Annotated in this window: 24 protein-coding genes; 3 read left to right on the forward strand and 21 right to left on the reverse strand. The window is 67.8% G+C overall.

Annotated elements, in window-relative coordinates:
* Position 1: 1 nt before the first annotated feature.
* The 16 genes from EV662_RS03005 to EV662_RS03080 form a co-directional block, all read right to left on the reverse strand.
* The gene (locus tag EV662_RS03005; protein ID WP_132460631.1) at positions 2–448 is read right to left on the reverse strand and encodes a molybdenum cofactor biosynthesis protein MoaE; all 447 of its coding nucleotides are present in this window, start codon (positions 446–448) and stop codon (positions 2–4) included.
* Between the two features lie 3 nt (positions 449–451).
* A complete protein-coding gene (gene moaD, locus EV662_RS03010; RefSeq protein WP_132460632.1) occupies positions 452–700 on the reverse strand; it encodes a molybdopterin converting factor subunit 1 in 249 nt (82 codons plus the stop codon).
* Complete coding sequence (pgsA, locus tag EV662_RS03015) at positions 697–1263, reverse strand: CDP-diacylglycerol--glycerol-3-phosphate 3-phosphatidyltransferase (protein WP_132460633.1); 567 nt, start codon at positions 1261–1263, stop codon at positions 697–699. Before pgsA ends, moaD begins: the two co-directional genes overlap by 4 nt.
* Positions 1264–1281: 18 nt before the next feature.
* The gene (gene uvrC / locus EV662_RS03020) at positions 1282–3162 is read right to left on the reverse strand and encodes an excinuclease ABC subunit UvrC (RefSeq protein ID WP_132460634.1); all 1881 of its coding nucleotides are present in this window, start codon (positions 3160–3162) and stop codon (positions 1282–1284) included.
* A 302-nt stretch (positions 3163–3464) separates the two neighbouring features.
* Positions 3465–4247 (reverse strand): SDR family oxidoreductase, encoded by a 783-nt coding sequence (locus EV662_RS03025; RefSeq protein WP_132460635.1) that lies wholly within the window; start codon positions 4245–4247, stop codon positions 3465–3467.
* The gene (locus EV662_RS03030; RefSeq protein ID WP_132460636.1) at positions 4244–5218 is read right to left on the reverse strand and encodes a calcium/sodium antiporter; all 975 of its coding nucleotides are present in this window, start codon (positions 5216–5218) and stop codon (positions 4244–4246) included. Before EV662_RS03030 ends, EV662_RS03025 begins: the two co-directional genes overlap by 4 nt.
* 6 nt (positions 5219–5224) lie before the next feature.
* Positions 5225–5407, reverse strand: a complete 183-nt coding sequence (locus tag EV662_RS03035) for a hypothetical protein (RefSeq protein WP_132460637.1) — start codon at positions 5405–5407, stop codon at positions 5225–5227.
* Between the two features lie 3 nt (positions 5408–5410).
* Positions 5411–6214 (reverse strand): S49 family peptidase, encoded by an 804-nt coding sequence (locus EV662_RS03040; protein WP_132460638.1) that lies wholly within the window; start codon positions 6212–6214, stop codon positions 5411–5413.
* 114 nt (positions 6215–6328) lie between these two features.
* Positions 6329–6541, reverse strand: coding sequence for a hypothetical protein (locus EV662_RS03045; protein ID WP_132460639.1), 213 nt, complete (start codon positions 6539–6541; stop codon positions 6329–6331).
* 172 nt (positions 6542–6713) lie between these two features.
* Complete coding sequence (locus EV662_RS03050; RefSeq protein ID WP_132460640.1) at positions 6714–7505, reverse strand: ABC transporter permease; 792 nt, start codon at positions 7503–7505, stop codon at positions 6714–6716.
* Positions 7502–8239 (reverse strand): ABC transporter ATP-binding protein, encoded by a 738-nt coding sequence (locus EV662_RS03055; RefSeq protein WP_132460641.1) that lies wholly within the window; start codon positions 8237–8239, stop codon positions 7502–7504. The genes EV662_RS03050 and EV662_RS03055 overlap by 4 nt, the downstream gene beginning before the upstream one ends.
* A 6-nt stretch (positions 8240–8245) precedes the next feature.
* A complete protein-coding gene (locus EV662_RS03060; protein WP_132460642.1) occupies positions 8246–8845 on the reverse strand; it encodes an ABC transporter ATP-binding protein in 600 nt (199 codons plus the stop codon).
* A complete protein-coding gene (locus tag EV662_RS03065) occupies positions 8842–9588 on the reverse strand; it encodes an ABC transporter permease (RefSeq protein ID WP_132460643.1) in 747 nt (248 codons plus the stop codon). Before EV662_RS03065 ends, EV662_RS03060 begins: the two co-directional genes overlap by 4 nt.
* A 7-nt stretch (positions 9589–9595) precedes the next feature.
* Entirely contained in the window at positions 9596–10570 is a 975-nt protein-coding gene (locus tag EV662_RS03070) for an ABC transporter substrate-binding protein (RefSeq protein ID WP_132460644.1), read from the reverse strand.
* Positions 10571–10613: 43 nt separating this feature from the next.
* Complete coding sequence (locus tag EV662_RS03075) at positions 10614–11585, reverse strand: YVTN family beta-propeller repeat protein (RefSeq protein WP_132460645.1); 972 nt, start codon at positions 11583–11585, stop codon at positions 10614–10616.
* Positions 11586–11599: 14 nt separating this feature from the next.
* Complete coding sequence (locus tag EV662_RS03080; protein WP_132460646.1) at positions 11600–12784, reverse strand: ABC transporter substrate-binding protein; 1185 nt, start codon at positions 12782–12784, stop codon at positions 11600–11602.
* A 212-nt stretch (positions 12785–12996) separates the two neighbouring features.
* Here EV662_RS03080 and EV662_RS03085 point away from each other — a divergent pair, with 212 nt between their 5' ends.
* From EV662_RS03085 to EV662_RS03095, 3 genes are read left to right on the forward strand one after another with little or no spacing between them, the layout of a single operon-like run.
* The gene (locus EV662_RS03085) at positions 12997–13530 is read left to right on the forward strand and encodes an SRPBCC family protein (protein WP_132460693.1); all 534 of its coding nucleotides are present in this window, start codon (positions 12997–12999) and stop codon (positions 13528–13530) included.
* Positions 13499–14458 carry a YncE family protein gene (locus EV662_RS03090; protein WP_132460647.1) on the forward strand — a complete coding sequence of 320 codons (960 nt, stop codon included), beginning with the start codon at positions 13499–13501 and terminating at the stop codon, positions 14456–14458. Before EV662_RS03085 ends, EV662_RS03090 begins: the two co-directional genes overlap by 32 nt.
* Before the next feature lie 3 nt (positions 14459–14461).
* The gene (locus EV662_RS03095; protein ID WP_132460648.1) at positions 14462–15277 is read left to right on the forward strand and encodes a quinoprotein dehydrogenase-associated SoxYZ-like carrier; all 816 of its coding nucleotides are present in this window, start codon (positions 14462–14464) and stop codon (positions 15275–15277) included.
* Here the strand turns inward: EV662_RS03095 and EV662_RS03100 are convergent.
* From EV662_RS03100 to fghA, 5 genes are all read right to left on the reverse strand, one after another.
* Positions 15271–15822 carry a PQQ-dependent catabolism-associated CXXCW motif protein gene (locus tag EV662_RS03100; protein WP_132460649.1) on the reverse strand — a complete coding sequence of 184 codons (552 nt, stop codon included), beginning with the start codon at positions 15820–15822 and terminating at the stop codon, positions 15271–15273. The genes EV662_RS03095 and EV662_RS03100 overlap by 7 nt on opposite strands.
* Complete coding sequence (locus tag EV662_RS03105; RefSeq protein WP_132460650.1) at positions 15819–16670, reverse strand: substrate-binding domain-containing protein; 852 nt, start codon at positions 16668–16670, stop codon at positions 15819–15821. The genes EV662_RS03100 and EV662_RS03105 overlap by 4 nt, the downstream gene beginning before the upstream one ends.
* Complete coding sequence (locus tag EV662_RS03110) at positions 16648–17178, reverse strand: c-type cytochrome, methanol metabolism-related (RefSeq protein WP_132460651.1); 531 nt, start codon at positions 17176–17178, stop codon at positions 16648–16650. Before EV662_RS03110 ends, EV662_RS03105 begins: the two co-directional genes overlap by 23 nt.
* 86 nt (positions 17179–17264) lie before the next feature.
* On the reverse strand, positions 17265–19067 hold the full coding sequence (gene xoxF5 / locus EV662_RS03115; RefSeq protein WP_132460652.1) for a lanthanide-dependent methanol dehydrogenase XoxF5: 1803 nt from the start codon (positions 19065–19067) through the stop codon (positions 17265–17267).
* Positions 19068–19305: 238 nt separating this feature from the next.
* On the reverse strand, positions 19306–20142 hold the full coding sequence (gene fghA / locus EV662_RS03120; RefSeq protein WP_132460653.1) for an S-formylglutathione hydrolase: 837 nt from the start codon (positions 20140–20142) through the stop codon (positions 19306–19308).
* Between the last annotated feature and the right edge of the window lie 110 nt (positions 20143–20252).

Raw genomic sequence — 20252 nt, forward strand, 5'->3', positions numbered from 1 at the left:
ATCAGGCCCCGGACCAACGCCCCAGCGCGGCCTCGTCCTCGTCCCTTGCGGCGACCCAGGACGTGCCGTCGGCGCCGAATTCCTTTTTCCAGAACGGCGCGCGGGATTTCAGGTAGTCCATCAGGAATTCGGCCGCGGCGAAGGCGTCGGCGCGGTGGGGGGCGGCGGTGGCGACCATCATGATGGTGTCGCCGGGCACCATGGGGCCGTAGCGGTGGATCACCAGGCAATCCCTGAGCGCCCAGCGGCGGGTCGCCTCGTCGGCGATCTTCCGCAGCGCGCGTTCGGTCATGCCGGGGTAGTGTTCCAGTTCCAGCCGGGCCAGCCCGCCATCGTCGCGCACGATCCCGGCAAAGGTCACGACCGCGCCCGCATCCCGCCGCCCCGCCGCGAAGGCGCCGCATTCGGCGCCGTAATCGAAGGGCTCGGCCTGGACGCGCACGCGCATCGCCTAGCCCCCGGTCATCGGCGGGAAGAACGCCACCTCGCGCACGCCGGCAAGGGGCGCGTCGAAATCGGCCAGTTCCTGGTCGACGGCCACGCGCAGCGCCGAGATATCGGCGAAGGCCGCGGCATAGCGGTCTTCGCGGGCCTTCAATTCCGCGACCAGCTCGGCGACCGTGGCGGCCGAGGTGTCGACCCGTTCCTTCGGCAGGCCGATGCGTTCGCGCACCCAGGCGAAGTACAGCACGTCGATCATGGCTGTCCCTCCTCGCGGAGATAGGGCCAGGCCTTGGCGAAGTAATCCGCCCCGGTCACAAGGGTCAGCGCCGCGGCGAGCACCAGCAGCGCGGTGCCCAGCAGTTCGACGGCGGGCTGGGCCACCAGCCCGTGCCCGATCAGCACCGAGATCGCCACCATCTGGACGGTGGTCTTCCACTTGGCCAGTTTCGTGACCTTGAGCTGGCCCGCCTGCGCGCCCAGGAATTCGCGCAGGCCGGAAACGAACACCTCGCGGAAGACGATGACGCCGGCGGCCAGCGTCATCACCGGGGCCAGGCCGAATTGCGCCACGACGACCAGAAGCGCGATCAGCACCATGGCCTTGTCGGCGATCGGGTCGACCATCGCGCCGAAGCGGCTGGTCTGGTTCCAGCGGCGCGCGACATAGCCGTCGACCCAGTCGGTGGCCGAGGCGCCGACGAACACCGCCAGCGCGATTCCCCCCGCCAGCGCCCCCTCCCACAGCACGTAGATCGCCGGGAAAAAGGGCGCCGCGACGAGTCGCAGAATGGACAGGATATTGGGCAGGGTCCACCTCATGGATCGCTCCTTACCCTGTCAGCCGCGCTCATGGAAGAAGCCGTAGATGGTTTCCGCAAGGCTGTCGGAAATGCCGTCCACGGCCTTGAGATCGGCCAGCCCCGCGCGCGACACGGCCTTGGCGCTGCCGAAATGGGTCAGAAGGGCGCGCTTGCGGGTGGCGCCGACGCCTGGGATCTCGTCCAATGGCGTCGCGCCCACGGCCTTGGCGCGTTTCGCGCGGTGGGTGCCGATGGCGAAGCGGTGCGCCTCGTCGCGCAGGCGCTGGATGAAATAGAGGACCGGGTCGTTGCGCTGAAGGGCGAAGGGGCGCAGGCCGGGGCGGTGGAATTCCTCTTTCCCCGCGTCGCGGTCGATGCCCTTGGCCACGCCGACGATGGGGATGTCCTCGACGCCCAGATCGCCCATGATGCCCGCCACCGCGGACACCTGCCCGGCGCCGCCGTCGATCAGCAGCAGGTCGGGCCAGGTTTCGCCCTGGCGGTCGGGATCCTCCTTCAAGAGGCGCTGAAAGCGGCGGGTCAGAACCTCTTTCATCATGCCGAAATCGTCGCCCGGCGTCAGGCTGTCGCCCTTGATGTTGAACTTGCGGTACTGGCTTTTGACGAAGCCCTCGGGGCCGGCCACCACCATCGCGCCGACCGCGTTGGTGCCCTGGATATGCGAGTTGTCGTAGATTTCCACCCGTTTGGGCGGGCCATCCAGATCGAAGGCCTGGGCTAACCCGGCCAGAAGCTTGGTCTGCGCGGCGCTTTCGGCCATCCGGCGGCCCAGGCTTTCGCGCGCGTTGCGGGCGGCGCCGGCGACAAGGTCGACCTTTTCGCCACGCTGGGGCACGGCGATCTCGACCTTGTGGCCGGCGCGGTCGGACAGGGCCTGGGCCAAGAGGTCGCGATCCTCGATATCGTCGGACAGCAGGATCAGCCGGGGCGGTTCCTTGTTGTCGTAGAACTGGCCCAGAAAGCCGCGCAGCACCTCGGCCGCCTCGGCGCCCGAGCCGGTTTTCGGGTAGTAGTCGCGGTTGCCCCAGTTCTGGTTCGCCCGGATGAAAAACACCTGCACGCAGGCCTGCCCCCCCTCCATGTGGAGTGCGACGACGTCGGCCTCGGCCACGCCGCGGGGGTTGATGCCCTGCACCGACTGCACCTGTGTCAACGCGCGGATGCGGTCGCGAAGTGCCGCGGCGCGTTCGAATTCCAGCGCCTCGGAGGCGGCCTCCATCTCGGCGGCAAGGGCCTCTTGGACGCCGGTGGATTTGCCCTGCAGGAAGCGTTCGGCATCGCGCACGGAGGCCGCGTAATCGGCCGCGCTGATCCGGCCGACACAGGGCGCGCTGCACCGCTTGATCTGGTACAGAAGGCAGGGGCGCGTGCGGCTGTCGAACACGGAATCGGAACAGTTGCGCAGCAGGAACACCTTTTGCAGCTGGTTCAGCGTGCGGTTCACCGCGCCCGCCGACGCGAAGGGGCCGAAATAGGCGCCCTTGCGGGTCTTGGCGCCGCGATGCTTGGTGATCTGGGGGAACGGGTGATCCTTGGGGATCAGGATGTTCGGAAAGCTTTTGTCATCGCGCAAAAGCACGTTGTAGCGCGGCTTCAACTGCTTGATGAGGTTCTGTTCCAGCAGCAGCGCCTCGGTTTCGGTGCGCGTGGTCAGGAACATCATCGAGGCGGTTTCGGAAATCATCCGCGCGATGCGGGGGGAATGGCCCGACGGCTTGGCGTAGTTCGCCACCCGTTTCTTCAGGCTTTTGGCCTTGCCGACGTAAAGCACCCGGCTTTCGGCATCGAGCATGCGGTAGACGCCCGGCGAATTGTCGAGCGTGCCCAGGTAGGACTGGACGCAGGCATGGCCCCGGGGGCGGGGCGCGGCGTCTGCCGGGGTGTCGGATGTCGTCATCTCGGCCAGATCGTGATTCCTTGGCTTGGCTGCACTGCGGCCCGTGCGGGTTCAAGGGCAAACATGTCCACGACTTCTGTGGATAAGGTTGAGCATAACCCGTGGGCGTGCGGGTTTTTCCATTGTTTTTCCGACCCGTTCCCCGGTTTGCACATTTTTTGATCGAAATTTCAAGTCCCTGTTTTCATTACATAAAATTCGGCAGACTGGCAAATTGTTGATATTTCTAAAGAAATCGTGACGAAATTATGAACCGGATCTGGAGAGGTGGAAAAGTTAACGCGGGCTGCAACCGCAGGCCCCTACTCGACCCCCAGGACATCGGGGGTTTGCCAGGCCAGGTGCTGGCCGCCGTCGATGCACAGCAGCTGGCCGGTGACCGACGCGGCGTCGAGGAAATAGTCCAGCGCGGCGCAGATCTCGGTGGGGTTGGCGCCGCGGCGCAGGATGGTCGCGGCACGCTGGCGGGCGAAGTGATCCTCGGACTGGCGCCCGCCCCGAAGCGTGGGCCCCGGCCCGATGGCGTTGACCCGGATCGCGGGGGCCAGCGCCTGGGCGGCGGTGCGGGTGAACGCCCACAGCCCCATCTTGGCGATGGTGTAGGTCATGAATTCGGGCGTGGGTTTCAGCACGCGCTGGTCGATCATGTTGATGACAAGGCCGGTGGCCAGCGGCTCGCCCCCCTCGCAATGGGTGTGGTCGGGGGCCTGGTGGGCAAAGGCCTGGGTCAGCAGGAAGGGCGCGCGCAGGTTCGAGCCGATATGCCGGTCCCAGCTGTCGCGGGTGGCGGTGTGGATCGTGTCGTATTCAAAGATCGAGGCGTTGTTGACCAGCACCGTGAGCGGGCCGCCCAGCGCCGCGGCCGCGCGGGGCACGAGGCCCGAGGCCGCGTCCTCGTCCAGCAGGTCGGCCTGAAGCGCGACGGCATGCTGGCCATGGACACGGATCTGGGCGCAGGTTTCCTCGGCGGCCTCGGCGCTGCCGGCGTAATGCACGGCCACGTCAAAGCCCCGCTCGGCCAGATGAAGGGCCATCGCGCGGCCCAGCCGCCTTGCGCCCCCGGTCACCAGCGCGCGTTCGGTCATGTCAGCACCATTACCAGATAAAGAACGTAGATCAGAACGAAGCCGATGCCCCAGGCCCGGTTCAGCGGCCAGCCGCGGAACACGAAGGGCGTCAGCAGGACCGAGGCCGCCGCCATCACCCAGATGTCGAAGCGCAGCATCTCGGGCGGGACCGGGATCGTGCCGAAGAAACTGGCCACGCCCACGATGGCCAGCAGGTTGAACATGTTCGACCCGATCACGTTGCCCAGCGCCACGTCGGCCTGCCGGCGCAGCGCGGCCATGACCGTGGTGGCCAGTTCCGGCAGCGAGGTGCCGATGGCGACCAGCGTCAGCCCGATCACGGTTTCCGAGACGCCGATGGCCCGCGCGATGTTGATCGAGCTGTCGACCAGAAGGTCCGCGCCCAGCGGCAGGCCCAAGAGGCCGAGCACCAGGAACACCGCGATCTTGGGCCAGGACAGGCTGGGATCGGCGCCCTCGATCTCCTCGATCTCGCCGGCGGCCAGGGCCGCGGCGGCGCGTTCGCCATTCTCGCGGCGATGGATGCGCGCGGTCATGAAGGCGTCGAGCAGCACGAAGCCCAGCGCCAGCAACAGCCCCATCCCGTGAACCCAGGTGATCGGCCCGATCAGGCAGGTGAACAGGAAGAACGCGGTCGAGCCCAGCATCAGAACGAAGGTGCGCCGGGTGTCGCATTCGGCGGTCTTGAGCCCCACCATCAGCGCGGGCACCCCCAGCACCAAGAGCACGTTCGCGGTGTTCGAGCCGACCACGTTGCCCAGCGCGATGCCCGGCGAATTGTCCAGCACCGCCTTGATCGAGATCAGCAGTTCCGGCGCCGAGGTGCCGAAGGCGACGATGGTCAGGCTGACGATCAGCGCGGGCACGCCCAGGCGCAGCGACAGGTTCACCGCGCCCTTGACCAGGCTGTCGCCCGCAAGCAGCAGGATCGCGAGGCCCAGCCCGGCGTAAAGCAGATCAGCGGTCATCGCGGGTCAGCCCTTTCCGCAGGGGCAGCGTCCGCTGCCGATCCGGTGGCGCCCGCACTGGGGGCATTTGGCGGGTTTGGCGCGGCCAAAGGTGATCTTGCGCCCGCCCGGCCCCGGCAGGCGCAGACGGCCGAACATGGCAAGCACGGCCATGCCGATCAGGAACAGGGTGACGATCTTGAGAATCATGCGCTACAGACCATAGCGCGCCCAGTGTGCGCGCGCCTCCAACTCGTCCAGCACGCCGGCCACCGACGGCGCGCCGAGCCGCGACAACAGCCCCTTGCGCGGGCTGTGCAGCGCGAATTTCACCTTGTCGCCGAAGCGGTCCTTCATCACCGGGACCAGGTGGCCGATACCGTCGGCCAGGCCACGCTCCACCGCCTGTTCGCCGACCCAGACATCGCCGGTGAACAGCCCGTCCTCGGTGGTCAGGCGGTCGCCGCGGCGGGCGCGGACATGGGCCTTGAACGCCTCGTGGATCGGGGTCTGAAGCTGCATCAGACGGTCCACGTCCTCGGGTTTCTCGGGCTGGAACGGGTCGAGGAAGCTTTTGCTTTCGCCGGCGGCATGCACGCGCCGTTCGACGCCATAGCGCGCGATGAGGTCGGGAAAGCCGAAGCCCGCGTAGATCACGCCGATGGATCCGACGATGGACGAGCGGTCGACGAAGATCTCGTCCGCCGCACAGGCCAGCCAGTAGCCGCCCGAGGCGGCGACATCCTCGACGAAGGCGAAGACGGGCACCTTGTGGTCCTCGGCCAGGCGCCGGATGCGCGCGCCGATCAGGGCGCTTTGCGCGGGCGAGCCGCCGGGGGAATTGACGGCCAGCGCCACGGCGGCGGGTTTGCCCTTGCGAAAGGCGCGTTCGATCAGGGGGGCGAGGCCGGCATCCGACAGGCTGGCCCCGCCGCGCGCGCTGGCGGCGATGGGGCCGGACAGGCGCAGGACGGCGACCAGCGGGTCCGCCTTGACGAAGGGAAGCCATCGTTTCATGGAACCGCATGTAGAGCGGGCGGAACCGGCGAACAAGGCACGCGCGGAATTGACCGGCAGATGTTGCACCCCTGCCCGGGCCGGCGGATCGCGCGGCGGGGGCGGTGCGGGGGCCTAGATCTCGCGCTGGGCGGTGTTCAGGTAGCGGCATTTCCAGCGCGAAACGGTCCAGTTCGGGTGGGTTTCCACCCATTTGGCCAGTTCCGGCTGGGCGCCCATCATGCAGGTCATGGGCGTGATGTCGGTATAGATGAGGCTGCGTTCCTCGCAGGCCCCTTGCGCGTCTTGCGCCATGCCAAGGCAGGCGACGAATACCAGCTCGATCATGGGAACCTCGTCGGTCGGTTGATCCTGCAAGGGTTGCAGGAAATCCTGCCAGAACGGTTAACCACGCGGCGCGATGGCGCAATGCTGCGGTGCGGCGTGGATTTTGCTGCGCCTGCAAAAGCGGAAAAAGCGGCAGGTTTCGCGGCCTTTGCCCGTTTTCCGGGCAACCGCCCTAGCCGCGGCGCCGCATCAGGCCGCGCGCCGGGTCATAGCCCACCAGCGCCAGCAGGAAGAACGCCACCGTGCCCGTCACCACCCAAAGCAGCGCCCAGCCATTGAAGCTGCCATAGAGCGAGAAGCGGATCAGTTCGACCGCGTGGGTAAAGGGGTTCACCGCGCAGATATCGCGCAAGAGGTCGGAACTTTCGGCCATTTTCCACAGCGGGTAGAGCGCCGAGGACAGGAAGAACATCGGGAAGATGACGAAGTTCATCACGCCCGCGAAGTTCTCGAGCTGCTTGATGGTGGACGAGATCAACAGGCCCAGCGCGCCCAGCATCAGCCCGCTGAGGATCAGCGCCGGGAACACGTAGAGATAGCCCAGCGCGGGCACGGTGATGCCGAACAGCGCCGCGATGCCGAGAAACGCGTAGACCTGCAACAGCGAGACCGCGACGCCCGCCATCAGCTTGGAGAACAACAGCCACCAGCGCGGCCGGGGCGAGGTCAGCAACAGCCGCATCGACCCCATTTCCTGGTCGTAGACCAGCGAGAGCGAGGATTGCATGCCGTTGAACAGCTGGATCATGCCGCAGAGACCCGGGACGATGTAGACCTCGTAGGTGATGTAGGTCTGGTAGGGCGGGATGATCGACAGGCCCAGCGCGGCGCGAAAGCCCGCGGCGAAGACCACCAGCCAGACCAGCGGGCGGACCAGCGCCGACAGGAACCGGCCGCGGTTGTGGACGAAGCGCAGCGCCTCGCGCGCGACGATGGCGTAGAGGGCGGCCAGCCAGGCGGTCATGCGGCGGCCTCGTCCTTGCCGCCGGTCATCGCGATGAAGGCGTCGATCAGCGTGCCGTTTCCGGCGATTTCCGCGGCGGTGGCCTGTTTCAACACGTGGCCCCGGTGCAGCACCACGACCTCGTCGGCGGGGTCGATCTCGTCCACCAGGTGGGTGGCCCAAAGCACGGTCAGCCCCTCGCCCGCCAGCTGGTGGACATGGGCGGTGATCGACCGGCGCGCGGCGGTGTCGAGGCCCACGGTGGGTTCGTCCAGCAGCAGCACCTCGGGGGAATGGACCAGGGCGCGGGCGATCTCCATCCGGCGGCGGTGGCCGCCGTTCAGCGCGCGGACCTTTTCACCGGCGCGTTCGCGCATGTTCAGCCGGTCCAGCGAGGCGTCAATGCGGGTGGCGGCCGCGCGGCCCGACAGCCCGTGCAGCGCCGCGAAATAGCGCATGTTGCGCATCACGGTCATGTCGAGGTCGAGCGTGGGTTGCTGGAACACCACGCCGATCCGGGCCAGTGCGGCGCGGGGGTTTTTCGCAAGGTCATGGCCCGCGACCCGGATCGTGCCCTCGCGCGTGACCAGAAGGCGGGTGAGCAGCGAGAACAGCGTGGATTTCCCCGCGCCGTTGGGCCCCAGCAGCGCGCAGAACCGGCCGCGGGGCAGCGCGAAAGACACGTCGTCCAGCGCCTTTTTCGGCCCGTAGGACAGGCTGACATGGGAAACGCAAAGGGCGGGTTGGTCGGTCATGGGCCTTTACCTTGTCGGGCTGAGGGTAGCGGGCCGGCCGGCAAGGTCCAGCGCGCGATCGGCCAGCCGGTCGGCCTCGGCCCGGTCATGGGTGACGAACAGGGTCGCGGGGCGATGTTCGGCGATCAGGCGTTCGGTCAGCGCCAGCATGGCATCCGCGGTGGCGGGGTCGAGCGAGACGAAGGGTTCGTCCATGATCAGGAATTGCGGCTGTCCGGCGAAGGCGCGGGCAAGGGCAAGGCGGCGCTGCTGGCCCAGCGACAACTGGCCGGGAAAGGCGGTTTCCTTGTCGGCGAGACCCACGCGCGCCAGCATGTCCCGCGCGGAGTTGCGCGACAGGCCCCGATGAACCAGCGTCAGGTTCTTCAGCGCGCTGCGCCAGGGCAAGAGCGTGGGTTCCTGGAACACCATGGCCAGCCGGTCGGGGCGGGTGACGCTGCCCTGGTAATCGGTGTCCAGCCCCGCGACGATCCGCAGAAGCGTGGACTTGCCGATGCCCGAGGGGCCGAGGATCGCCACCGTCTCGCCCGGCGCGATCTGAAACGCGACGGGGCCGAGCACCGGCGTATCGCCGAAGGACTTGGCGCGGATATCGACCCGGATCATGCCGCACGCCAGCGCCGCGCGCGCCGTTCCCAGGGTTGCAGGAGCAGCCATTCGACGGCCAGCATCACGACGATGAAGGACAGCGCGTAGATCAGCACCATGCCCACGTCGAACAATTGGAAATACAGGTGGATCTGGAACCCGATACCCGAGGAGCGGCCAAGGAATTCGACCACGAGGACGATCTTCCAGATCACCGCCACCCCGCCGCGGGCCGCCGCCGCGACGAAGGGGGCCAGTTGCGGCAGCAGGACATGGCGCAGCCGCGCCCAGCCCGACATGCCATAGACCCGCGCCATGGCATCGAGATCGCGCGAGAAGGCCCGCGCGCCCTCGCGGATCGTGACCGTGACATTGGGCACCTTGTTCAGCGTGACCGCCACGATGGCCGCGGTTTCGTTCAACCCGATCCACAGGTAGCACAGCACGATCAGCACCAGCGCGGGCAGGTTCAGGAACACCACCAGCCACGGGTCGAGCCAGCGGTTCAGCCCCTCGAACCGGCCCATCAACAGGCCCAGCACCATGCCCAGAGTCATCGCCAGCCCGAAGGCCCAGAGCACCCGGACCAGCGTGTGGCCCAGGTGATAGGGCAGCGCGCCCGAACGGATCTCGGCCAGCCACGGGCCGATCAGCGAAAACGGCTGGGGCAGCACCTGCGGATCGGCGGTCAGCGCGGCGGCGACGATCCAGAGGAGCAAGAGGCCGGTGAGCGAGAGCGCGGGGACGCCGAGGCGGGTCATGGGGCGCCTACTCGACGTTCAGGAAGGTGCCCCCGGGCAGGGTGGTGGCCTGGCCGACAAGGTCCGCGCCGCCGAGGTCGGCCATCAGGGCGAGGAAGCGGGCGGCGGCGGCGGGGTCGACATTGCCCGGCGCCGGGATGCCCGCGCGGAAATCGTCGCGCAGGCGTTCGAACTCGGCGTCGCTGGCGGCGTTCATGATCGGGCGGATCGCGTCCCATGCCGCGTCGTTTTCGGCGAGGATCGCCTTGGCCTCGCGCGAGGCGGCATACATGGCGCGCGCCAGGCCGGGGTTTTCGGCGACGAAGCTGTCCTTGAGCACATAGCTGAGCAGCGGCGTGTCGGGGTCGAGGCCCAGCGCGGCGGCGGCGTCGGTGACGGAAACCAGTTCGCGCATGCCCGCGGCCTTCATCTTGGCGAGGAAGTGCCAGAAGTTGATCGCCCCGTCGGTTTCGCCCGACAGGCCCGCCTTGAAGATCAGGGGCGGCGCGCCGTAGACCTGTTCGGTCTGGGCGGCAAGGTCCATGCCGTATTCCGATTGCGCATAGGCGCGCAGGATCAGCCAGCTTTTGTCCAGCGGCCCGCCCGCGATGCCGATCTTGCCGCCTGCGAGATCGGGCAGCGATCGCGCGGGGCTGTCGCCGGCCACCACCAGCCCGCCCACGGCGCGCGAATAGGGGATCGCGACGAAATCCCTGCCCGCCGCGCGCTGGCGCGCGACCCAGATCCAGTCGGACACGAACATGTCGGCCACGCCGCCCTCGACCGCGACGCGGGTCGCGCCGTTATCGGCATAGGGTTCCACGACCAGGTCGAACCCGTGCTTGGCATCCAGCCCGTTTTCCTTGATCGTGGTCAGTTCCCAGTTGACGGTGCCGATCTTGAGCACCGCGGCGCGGATTTGCGGCAGATCCGCGGCCCAGGCCGCCCCCGCGGCCAGAAACGCAAGCGCGGCGGCGATGGCGCCGCCCAGTCCTTTCAGCATGGTTGTCCTCCCGGTCGGTGCGCGCGTTTCCGGAATTCTGGTCTCAGTCGGGGGCGACGACGACGCCCCAGGGCTGCTGGCCCACCGGGATCGACTTGATCGCCTTGTGCGCGGCGACGTCGATCACCGTGATGTCGTTGGAATTGCCGTTGGTGGTCAGCAGGTATTTCTCGTCGGGGGTGAAGGCCAGTTGCCAGACGCGCTGGCCGACCATGATGTAATCGACCACCTCGTGGCTTTGCTGGTCGATCACCGCCACGCGGTTGGCCGGGCCCAGCGCCACGAACAGCCACTTGCCGTCCGACGTCGCCTTGGCGCCCACGGGTTGCAGCCATTCGGGCAGGACGCCCGGCACCTCGAACGAGACCTTGTAGGACAGCGTGGGCGTGCCGTCCGGGGCGATGTCGATCACGCTGACCGTGCCGCCGATTTCCGAGGTCACGAACAGCTTTTTCCCGTCGGCCGAGAACTCGGCATAGCGGGGGCGCTGATCGACCAGGATGTTGTGCTTGATCTCGTAATCCTCGGTCGAGATGAAATGCGCCATGTTGGTGGTTTCCGAGGTGTTGACCACGAACTTGCCGTCCGGGCTGATGCCCATCCCCTCGGGTTCGACGCCGACGGGGATTTCGGCCAGAACCGTGTGTGCCTCGGTATCGACGACGGTCACAAGGTTGTCGTCCTCGTTGGCGATGTAGAGGGGGCTGCCACTGTGATCGAGCACGAAGAGTTCCGGGTCGGGGCCGGAGGGCAGGGTATAGAGTTCCTGATAGGTTTCGGCGTCGAACACCCGCACCGTGTCGTCATCCGAGGCGCAGACGTAAAGCAGGCTGCCGTCGGGGCTCATGGTGATGCCGCGGGGGCGGTTGCCGGCGGGGAATTCGGTCAGCACCTGCCAGGTGGTGCTGTCGAGCACGGTGACGGTGTTGCCCTTTTCGTTGCTGACATAGACCTTGTTGGCCTGTGCGCCGGTGGCGGCCAGGGCGAGGCCCGCGGCGAGGATCAGGGGTTTCATCGCGCTTTCTCCTGTCACTGGAAGGCCCGGCAGGCGGATTCGGGTTCGTCGAGGCCCAGCGTATCGAGCGGCGAGCGCTGGTGCAGGAAGCCGTCCTGCGGCGAGACGCTGACATTGATCCGGCCATCGAAAAGCAGGATCGGCTGGCGCAGCTGGCCGTTCCATGGCCGGAAGGTCACCGCCAGACCCTTGAACGCGGCCAGTTCGAAGTCGTCGCCCAGCGCATAGGCCCGCAGGGTGGCCGGGTCGGCCGCGCCGGTGCGGGTCACGGCCTCGCCGATCACGCGGAGCGCCAGCCAGACCTGGTAATCCTCTTCGCGGACGTAACGGCCCGTGAGCGCCTCGAACCGGCGCTGGAACTGGGTGGCGCCCCAGGCCTCGGTCGCGGCGTGGAAACTGACCGGGCGCAGGCCCGCGGCGCCCATCACCGGGCGGGGATCCCACAGGTGGAACGGCAGGTAGGGGGCGAAGACGTCAGAGGCGTCGGCCGCGATCACCAGGTCGTGGTCCTTCATGTCCTGGGTGAAAACGGGCAACTGGCGCTGCACCAGCACGTGCCCGGTATCGGTGCGGCGCGAGCCGCCGGTATCCTCGAATTCGCGTTCTTCCACGATCTTCGCGCCGAACTTGGCGGCGGCCTTGCGATAGGCCTCGGCACGGGCGAGGTCGGCGGGGTTGGAACCGTGGATCAGCGCCCAGCGCGGCCATTTCTTCCAGATCGCGAATTGCGCGACGGCGTCGGCCAGCATCGCCTCGCTGGGCGCGATGTGCAGCAGGTTGGCGCGGCATTCGGCATCGCGCAGGCCCGTGTCGCGCGCGCCCGCGTTGAACAGCAGAACGTCCGGCCCCGCGCGGTCGGCCAGCCGCAGGACATCCCCGGCCTCGGCCAGCACGACGATCAGGCGGATGCCGTCGGCCAGAAGCGCGTCAAGCGCGGCCTCGGCCCCTTCCGCGTCGGTGGTCACGGCGGTGGTGGTGTAGGTATGGCCCAGGAAGCGGCCGGTGGTCGCGTTGTCCTCGTCGGCGAGGGTGGCACCGGCAAGGCCCATGTCCTCGGGCACGAGGTCATAGCGCGAGATCGGGGCAAGGCGGGGGTAATCGACGCGCAGCACGGCGGCGCGCACCTCGACGGCCGCGGCGCCGCCCGCCGACAGAATGAGCAGAGCGCCCGCAACAAGCAGGCACAGAGCGCGGATCATGCTGGTCCTCCCTTGCGCCTTTTTCGGGACGCCGGGGAAGAGTGCCAGACATGGGTCGCAATGGGAAACCGATACTTAAGGCGCATTGCGAGCGGGGGCTGCGGGTCTAGTCTGGCGGGATGACATTTCCGTCCGCCGCTCGGGACGCGGGGCGGGCGCCACATCCTGAGACACCATTTCTTCGACGAGTGAGGGAGGACGCCTTGATGAGAATGGGACGACGCGCGGCGCTGGCGGGGCTGGTGGCCCTGTTGCCCGCGATGGCGCTGGCCCATGGGCCGACGCGGCAGAAGGTGACGGTCACGACCGAACTCGCGGCGGAGCCGGCCGAGGTCTGGGCGGCGATCGGGAATTTCCAGGATTTCGGCTGGCACCCGGCCGTGCATGCGACCAGCGGCGCGGGCGGCAACGAAATCGACGCGACCCGCGTTCTGACCGTGGGCGAGGCCGGCGGGCCGACGATTGCGGAAGTGCTTTACAAGTACGATGCCGACAAGATGACCTATTCCTACCGCATCACCGAGGTCGCGGTAGAGGTGCTTCCGGTGACGAACTACTCGTCGCACCTGACGGTCAAGCCGCGCGAGGGCGGCGGGTCGCTGGTGGAATGGCGCGGGGCGTTCTATCGCGGCTATCCGAACAACGACCCGCCCCCCGAGTTGAACGACGAGGCCGCCATCGCCGCCGTGACGGCGGTCTACCAGGCGGGGCTGGATGCGTTGGTCGACCGGTTCGGTGCGCCCTGAGGCGCTGGCCCTCGGGTTGGCCTGTGCCCTGGCCGCCGGCGGGGCGGCGGGGGACGTGGCCTATGTGACGAACCAGAACAGCGACGAGGTGTCGATCCTCGACCTGGGCGCGGGGATGGAACGCGCGCGCATCCCCGTTCCCGGCAAACCCGCGGGCGTGGTGGCGGGGGCGGAGGGGTTTTTCACCGTCTCGCCCGACAGCAAGACGGTGCGCCGCTTCGATGCCGCGGGGGCCGAGACGGGGCGCGTGAACCTTGACGGCGGGCCGATCGGGATCGCCCATGACGCCGCGCGCGGGCGGATTTTCGTGTCGGACTGGTACAACGCGCGGCTTTGGGTGATCGACGCCGGGGCGATGGAAGTGACCGGCACGCTGGAGACCGGCGCGGCGCCCGCGGGGCTGGCCGTTTCGCCGGACGGGCGCTGGCTGGTCTCGGCCGACAAGGAGGCCGACCGGGTGTCGGTGTTCGACCTGGAAACGCTGGGCGCGCCCCGGGCGGTGGCCGTGGGCACGCGGCCCTTTGGCCTGGGGTTCGCGCCCGATGGGCGGTTGTTCGTGGGCAATGTCGGGTCGAACGACGTAAGCGTTCTGGACCCGGCCAGCGGGCGGGTCCTGGCCACGGTGCCGGTGGGCGAGCGGCCCTATGGCGTGGCCTTTGCCCGGGGCCGCGCGTTCGTCAGCAACCAGTATGCCGACACGGTCAGCGTGATCGACCTGGCCACGCTGGCCCCCGTGGCCGAGATCGCGGTGGGCGAATACCCCGAGGGGATCGACGCCACGGGGGACGGGGGCACCGTTGTCGTGGCAAACTGGTTCTCGAACACGGTCAGCCTGATCGATTCCGACCGGCTGGTCGTCACAGGCGAGATCGCCACCGGCGACGGGCCGCGCGCCTTTGGCCGGTTCATCGCGAAACAAGGAGACTAGCCCATGCGCCGCCGCACCCTTTGCCTGACGCTGGCGCTGATGCTGGCGGGCGGACCCGCCGCCGCCCTGACCGCCTGGGACGAGTTGAAACCGATGATCTTCGGGGAGCGCGACCTGGTGCCCGCGGGCGCCGATATCGCGATTTCCAGCCCCTACCGCACCGATAACGACGCGCGCACGCCCATCGGCATAAGGGTGCGCGGCCCCGAGGGGCGGCTGGTGGACAAGGTGACGGTGATCCTGGATGAAAACCCGATGCCGGTTTCGGCCGTGATCGCGCTGGCCGAACCGCTGCCCGCGTTGTTTTTCGAACTGACGCTGCGGTTCAACGGGCCGACGCCGATGCATGTCGTGGCCGAGACGACGGACGGGCAGGCCTGGGTGGCCGAGGCCTTTGTCAAGACCAGCGGCCAGGGCGCGTGCGCGGCGCCGCCGGGCACCGACGCCGAGGCCGCGCTGGCGACGCTGGGCCAGATGACCATCGAGATGGCGCCGCTGGCCGGGGGCGGCGGGGCGGCGGCGCGGCTGGGCGCGCTGGCCCATCGCGAGGCGCGGGTGGACGTGGATATCCAGCATCCCAGCCTGTCGGGGTTGCAGAAGGACCAGATCACCCTGCTGTTCATCCCGATGCGCTATGTCGAAACGCTGGAGGTCGAACTGGACGGCGCGCCCTATGCCGAGGTGACGGGGAGCATCTCGCTGAGCGAGAACCCGCGGATCAGCCTGTCGGCGCCGGGCAGCACGCGGTCGGTCGGCGTGACCATGACCGATACGGACGGCACGGTGACCCATGCCGAACGGACCTTCCCCGGTTACTGAGCGACGGGTTCGCCGGGTTCGGCCGCCAGCCGTTCGACGGGGTAGTCGAGAAAGGTCCAGCCGTCGGTGCCGTCGGGGAACCAGTAGACGGTGGTGTAACCGTATTCGAGGGCGCGCTTGGCGGCGTTCCAGCTCATCCAGCAATCGGCGAGGCAGAAGAACAGCACCGGGTGCGCGGGGTCGCCGCCGGTGACGCGGTTCAGGCCGGCGCGGAAATAGGCGTGGGTGGCCTCGGCGATCTCGCCATAGCCGACATTGGGCAGCCAGATCGCCCCGGGGATGGAAAAGCGCGGCTTGTCGCGCCAGATCGTGCCCGCGGGCAGGTTCGGGGGTTTGGGCGCGCGGGGCAGCACGTCGACGAAAGCCACCTCGCCCGACTGCCACAGCGCGTGCGCCTGTTCCGCGTCCACCACCGTGCCCCCGGTCAGCGTGCCGGGGACCGGTTCGCGGTAGTGGTCGGTGCGGTAGGTGTCGGGCTCGGCCACCTGGGCCAGCCCGGCCGCCGGCAGCCCCAGCAGGATCGCAAGGGCCGCCGCGCGGATCATTGGCCGGGGACCAGGACCTCGGTGCCCATGTCGTTCAACAATGGCACGCCGGCCTCGGTCAGGATCGCGTCGATTTCGGCCTGGTTGCGGCGGATCAGCGAATTCAGCTTGCGCTGCCAGACCTTTTCGCCCTGGCGCACGCCCATGGTGATGCGGAAGAACAGGCGCGGCGGAAATTCCTCGCGGATCAGCGGGATCACCTTGAAACCGGGGTAGCCGTCCTTGACCAGCGGCCCGCCGATCGGTCCCCACAGGATCGCGCCGTCGATCTGGCCCGCGTCCAGCGCGGCCAGCATGTCGGGGGCGGGGGATTCGTAGCGGCGGTCGACCATCAGGTTGTAGGGCCGCGCCTTGCCGATCAGCCCGTTGCGCGCCAGATGCGTGGCCGGCGGGCTGCCCGCGACGATGCCCAGCGTGGTGCCCTGAAGCGCGGGGTCGGACAGCGTCGTCACCCCGGCAAGCGGGCCGTCGGCGGGCACGATCAGCACATAGGCCGAGGTGAAGTAATGGTTGGTGTTCAGCACCAGTTCATGGCCCTGGGCATAGCCCATCACCACGTCGCAGCGGTTCGCGCCCAGCGTGTTGCGCACGAAGCCGGTGGCCATCGGGTACCAGGTGTATTCGACCGGCAATTCCAGCCTGGCGGCGATCAGTTCGGCCAGCTTGTTTTCATAGCCGGACCCGTCCTCGGCCGACATCGGATAGTTCGCGGGATCGGCGCAAACCCTGAACGCGGTCCTGGAGACCAGGTCCGAGGTTTGCGCCAGCCCGACACCTGCCTGGGAGGAGAGCAGGGCCGCGCCGATCGTGCCCGCGACAAGGCGTTTAGCCGCCTGCCATGCATTCATCTTCGAACTCTCGAATTGCATCCGCCTTGGCTTCTTTCTTGGCCGGGCGGCCGCGGGCCAGCGCGCCATCGCCGCGCGCCTTAAGGTAAACGTAGATGTCGTCGATATAGCACATCACGTTCTTGTTCTGCCCGAAGGTGGGCATGACGTTCTGGTGCGTGGTGTCGACGTTCTGGATGCCGTTCGACACGGTATAGACGAAGTCGTAGTAGTCCATCCGCTCGACCGCGTCCTTGAGCGGCGGGGCATAGGTCGAGCCCATGCCGTCGGGGCCGTGGCAGACGTGGCATTCCGCGTGGTAGCGCCGGAACCCGGAAAAGGTCAGCCAGTCGACCGTTCCGTCCTCGGCGATGAAATAGGTGGGAATGCCGTCCTCGGTGAAATAGCGCCCGTCCTCGCTGTAGGCGGCCGGGCCGTCGCCCGGCAGGTCCCTGTTCTCGGTGGCGCCGCCGGCACCCGCCAGCCCCGCCACGGCGCCGAAGATCAGCGCGTGTCCCAGTCTTTTCATCGTTCCTCCCTGTCTTCGGGTGGGTTGGCACGGGGCAGATGCCTGCGCCCCCGTGCCAACCCGAGTGTCAGCGTGTCGGCCCCCGATCAGTCGGGCAGCTTGAACACGGTCAGCTGGCCGCCCAGCGCGGTGTAGTCGCTGAGCGCGGCATAGCCGCCCACGGCGCCCAGACCGTCATTCGGGTTGGTCAGACCGGCCGCAAGGCCGATGCCCGCCCAGCCGCCGACGCCCGAGAGGATGCCGACATACTGCTTGCCGTCATGTTCGTAGGACATCACATTGCCGATGATCCCGGACGGGGTCTTGAAGCGGTAAAGCTCTTCGCCCGTCTCGGCATCGACCGCCTTGAGGAAGCCCTCGAGCGTGCCGTAGAACACGACGTCGCCCGCGGTGGCCAGGGCGCCCGACCACACCGAGAACTGCTCGGGGATCGACCACTTGATCTCGCCGTTGATGTTGTCCCAGGCGATGAAGTTGCCCATGCCGCCATGGCTGTCGGGCGCCGGGTACATCGACAGCGTCGCGCCGACATAGGGCTGACCGGCGGTGTAGCTGACCCGGAACGGTTCGTAATCCATGCAGACGTGGTTCGTCGGCACGTAGAACATTTCCGTCCGCGGCGAATAGGCCGAGGGCTGCTGGTCCTTGGTGCCCAGCGCGGCCGGGCAGACGCCGGTGGTGTTGACGTCCTCGCCGTTCTGCGCGGTCGAGTACTCGGCGACCACGGCCGGGCGGCCATAGGTTTCCGAGTTCGGGTCCATGTCGACGCCGGTGGTCCAGTTCACGACGGGGTCGTATTTCTCGGCCACCAGAAGTTCGCCGGATTCGCGGTCCAGCGTGTAGGCCAGGCCGTTCCGGTCGAAATGGGTCAGAAGCTTGCGCATCTGGCCGTCGATTTCCTGGTCGGAGAGGATCATCTCGTTGACGCCGTCATAGTCCCACTCGTCATGGGGCGTCATCTGGTAGACCCACTTGGCCATCCCGGTGTCGGCATCCCGCGCGAAGATGGTCATCGACCAGCGGTTGTCGCCCGGACGCTGGGACGGGTTCCAGGTCGAGGGGTTCCCGGTGCCGTAATACACCAGGTTCAGCTCGGGATCGTAGGAATACCAGCCCCAGGTGGTGCCGCCGCCGATCTTCCACTGGTCGCCTTCCCAGGTGTTGGTGCCCGAGTCGGGGCCCACCGGCTTGCCCAGGTGGGTGGTGTTTTCCGGGTCCATCAGCGTGTCGCTGTCGGGGCCCATCGAGTAGCCGCGCCAGACCTGTTCGCCGGTTTCCATGTCATAGGCGGTGACATGGCCGCGCACGCCGAATTCGCCGCCCGAGATGCCGACGATGACCTTGTCCTTGACCGGCAGGACGGTCGCGGTGTTGGTCTCGCCGATCGCCGGGTCGCCGTTCACGGCGGTCCATTTCACCTCGCCGGTTTCGGCGTTCAGCGCCACCACGGTGGTGTCGGCCTGGTGCAGGAAGATCGTGTTGTTGGCATAGGCCACGCCGCGGTTGACGGTGTCGCAGCACATCACGGGGATGACGCTGGCATCCTGCTGCGGCTCGTATTTCCACTTGATCCGGCCGCTATCGTTGAGATCCAGCGCGTAGACGATGTTCGGGAACGGGGTGTGCACGTACATCGTGTCGCCGATCACCAGCGGGCTGCCTTCGTGGCCGCGCAGAACGCCGGTCGAGAAGGTCCAGGCCACCTGCAGGTCGCCCACGTTTTCGCGGTTGATCTGGTCGAGGCCCGAATAGCGGTGGTTGGCGTAGTTGCCGGTCTGGATCACCCACTGGCCGGGGTCGTTCATCAGCTCCATCAGCTCGTCATTGGCGAGCGCCGCCGACCCGGCGCACAGCGCGACCGTCGACGTTAAGGCAAACAGCTTCTTCATTCTCATCTCCCTTGAGATCTTGTCTCTTTATCGGGTCCGGGGCATCGGGCGGGTCCCCCGCCGGTCGCCAGACCGGACCATGCGCGCCGCCGGAACGTTCTTGTCCTCCCTCCGGCGAAACGGTCGAAAAATCCTCTGTTTCCTCCTCTTCTGACGTATCCCGGTTAGATCATGTCATTGCAGGGGCCGGCCCGCCCGCGTTTCCCTTGCGCTGTCCGTCCCGTCCACCCTGCCCGTCTCAGTTGCGCGGCCGGTGCAGGCGTTCGGCATGCCAGTCGACATGCTCGCCCGCGAAGGTCGCGACGAAGTAATAGCTGTGGTCATAGCCCGGCTGCATCCGCACCAGCCCGGCCTGGCGCCGCCGCGCCAGCACCGTGGCCAGCGCCTCGGGGCGCAACAGGTCGAGAAACTGGTCGCCCGCGCCCTGGTCGATCAGGATCGCGTCCTTCCAGCCATGCTCCTGCAAGAGCAGGCTTGCATCGTAACACGCCCAGGCCGATTCGTCGTCGCCCAGATAGGCGCTGAGCTGCTTGCGGCCCCAGTCCGACTGGGTCGGGTTGGCGATCGGCGCGAAGGCCGACAGGGACGCGAACTTGTCGGGGTTGCGGAGCGCCAGCGTCAGCGCGCCGTGCCCGCCCATGGAATGGCCGGTGATGCCGTGCACATCGGCCAGCGGCAGCTTGTCCAGCACCAGCTCGCGCAGCTCGGTCAGGACGTAATCGTACATCCGGAAATGCGCGGCCCACGGCGCGCGGGTGGCGTTCACGTAGAACCCCGCGCCCTGGCCCAGGTCATAGGCCTCGTCATCGGCGACGCCCTCGCCGCGGGGCGAGGTGTCGGGGAAGATCACCGCCAGCCCGTGGCGCGCGGCGTGTTCCTGGAACCCGCCCTTGGTCATGGCGTTTTCATGGGTGCAGGTCAGCCCCGACAGGTACCACAGGACCGGCACCGGGCCGTCCTCGGCCTGGGGCGGCAGGTAGACCGCAAAGGTCATGTCCACCCCGCAGGCCTGCGACGGGTGGGTGCAGACCATCTGCACCCCGTCGAAACACCGGTTCTGGGAAACGACCTCCATCCGGCGGCCCCCTAGTAGACCACGACGGATCGGATGGATTTGCCTTCGTGCATGAGGTCGAAGCCGTGGTTGATCTCGTCGAGGGTCAGCTGGTGGGTGATCATCGGGTC

Origin of the sequence: Rhodovulum marinum (assembly GCF_004343075.1) — a bacterium.
GTDB lineage: Bacteria > Pseudomonadota > Alphaproteobacteria > Rhodobacterales > Rhodobacteraceae > Rhodovulum > Rhodovulum marinum.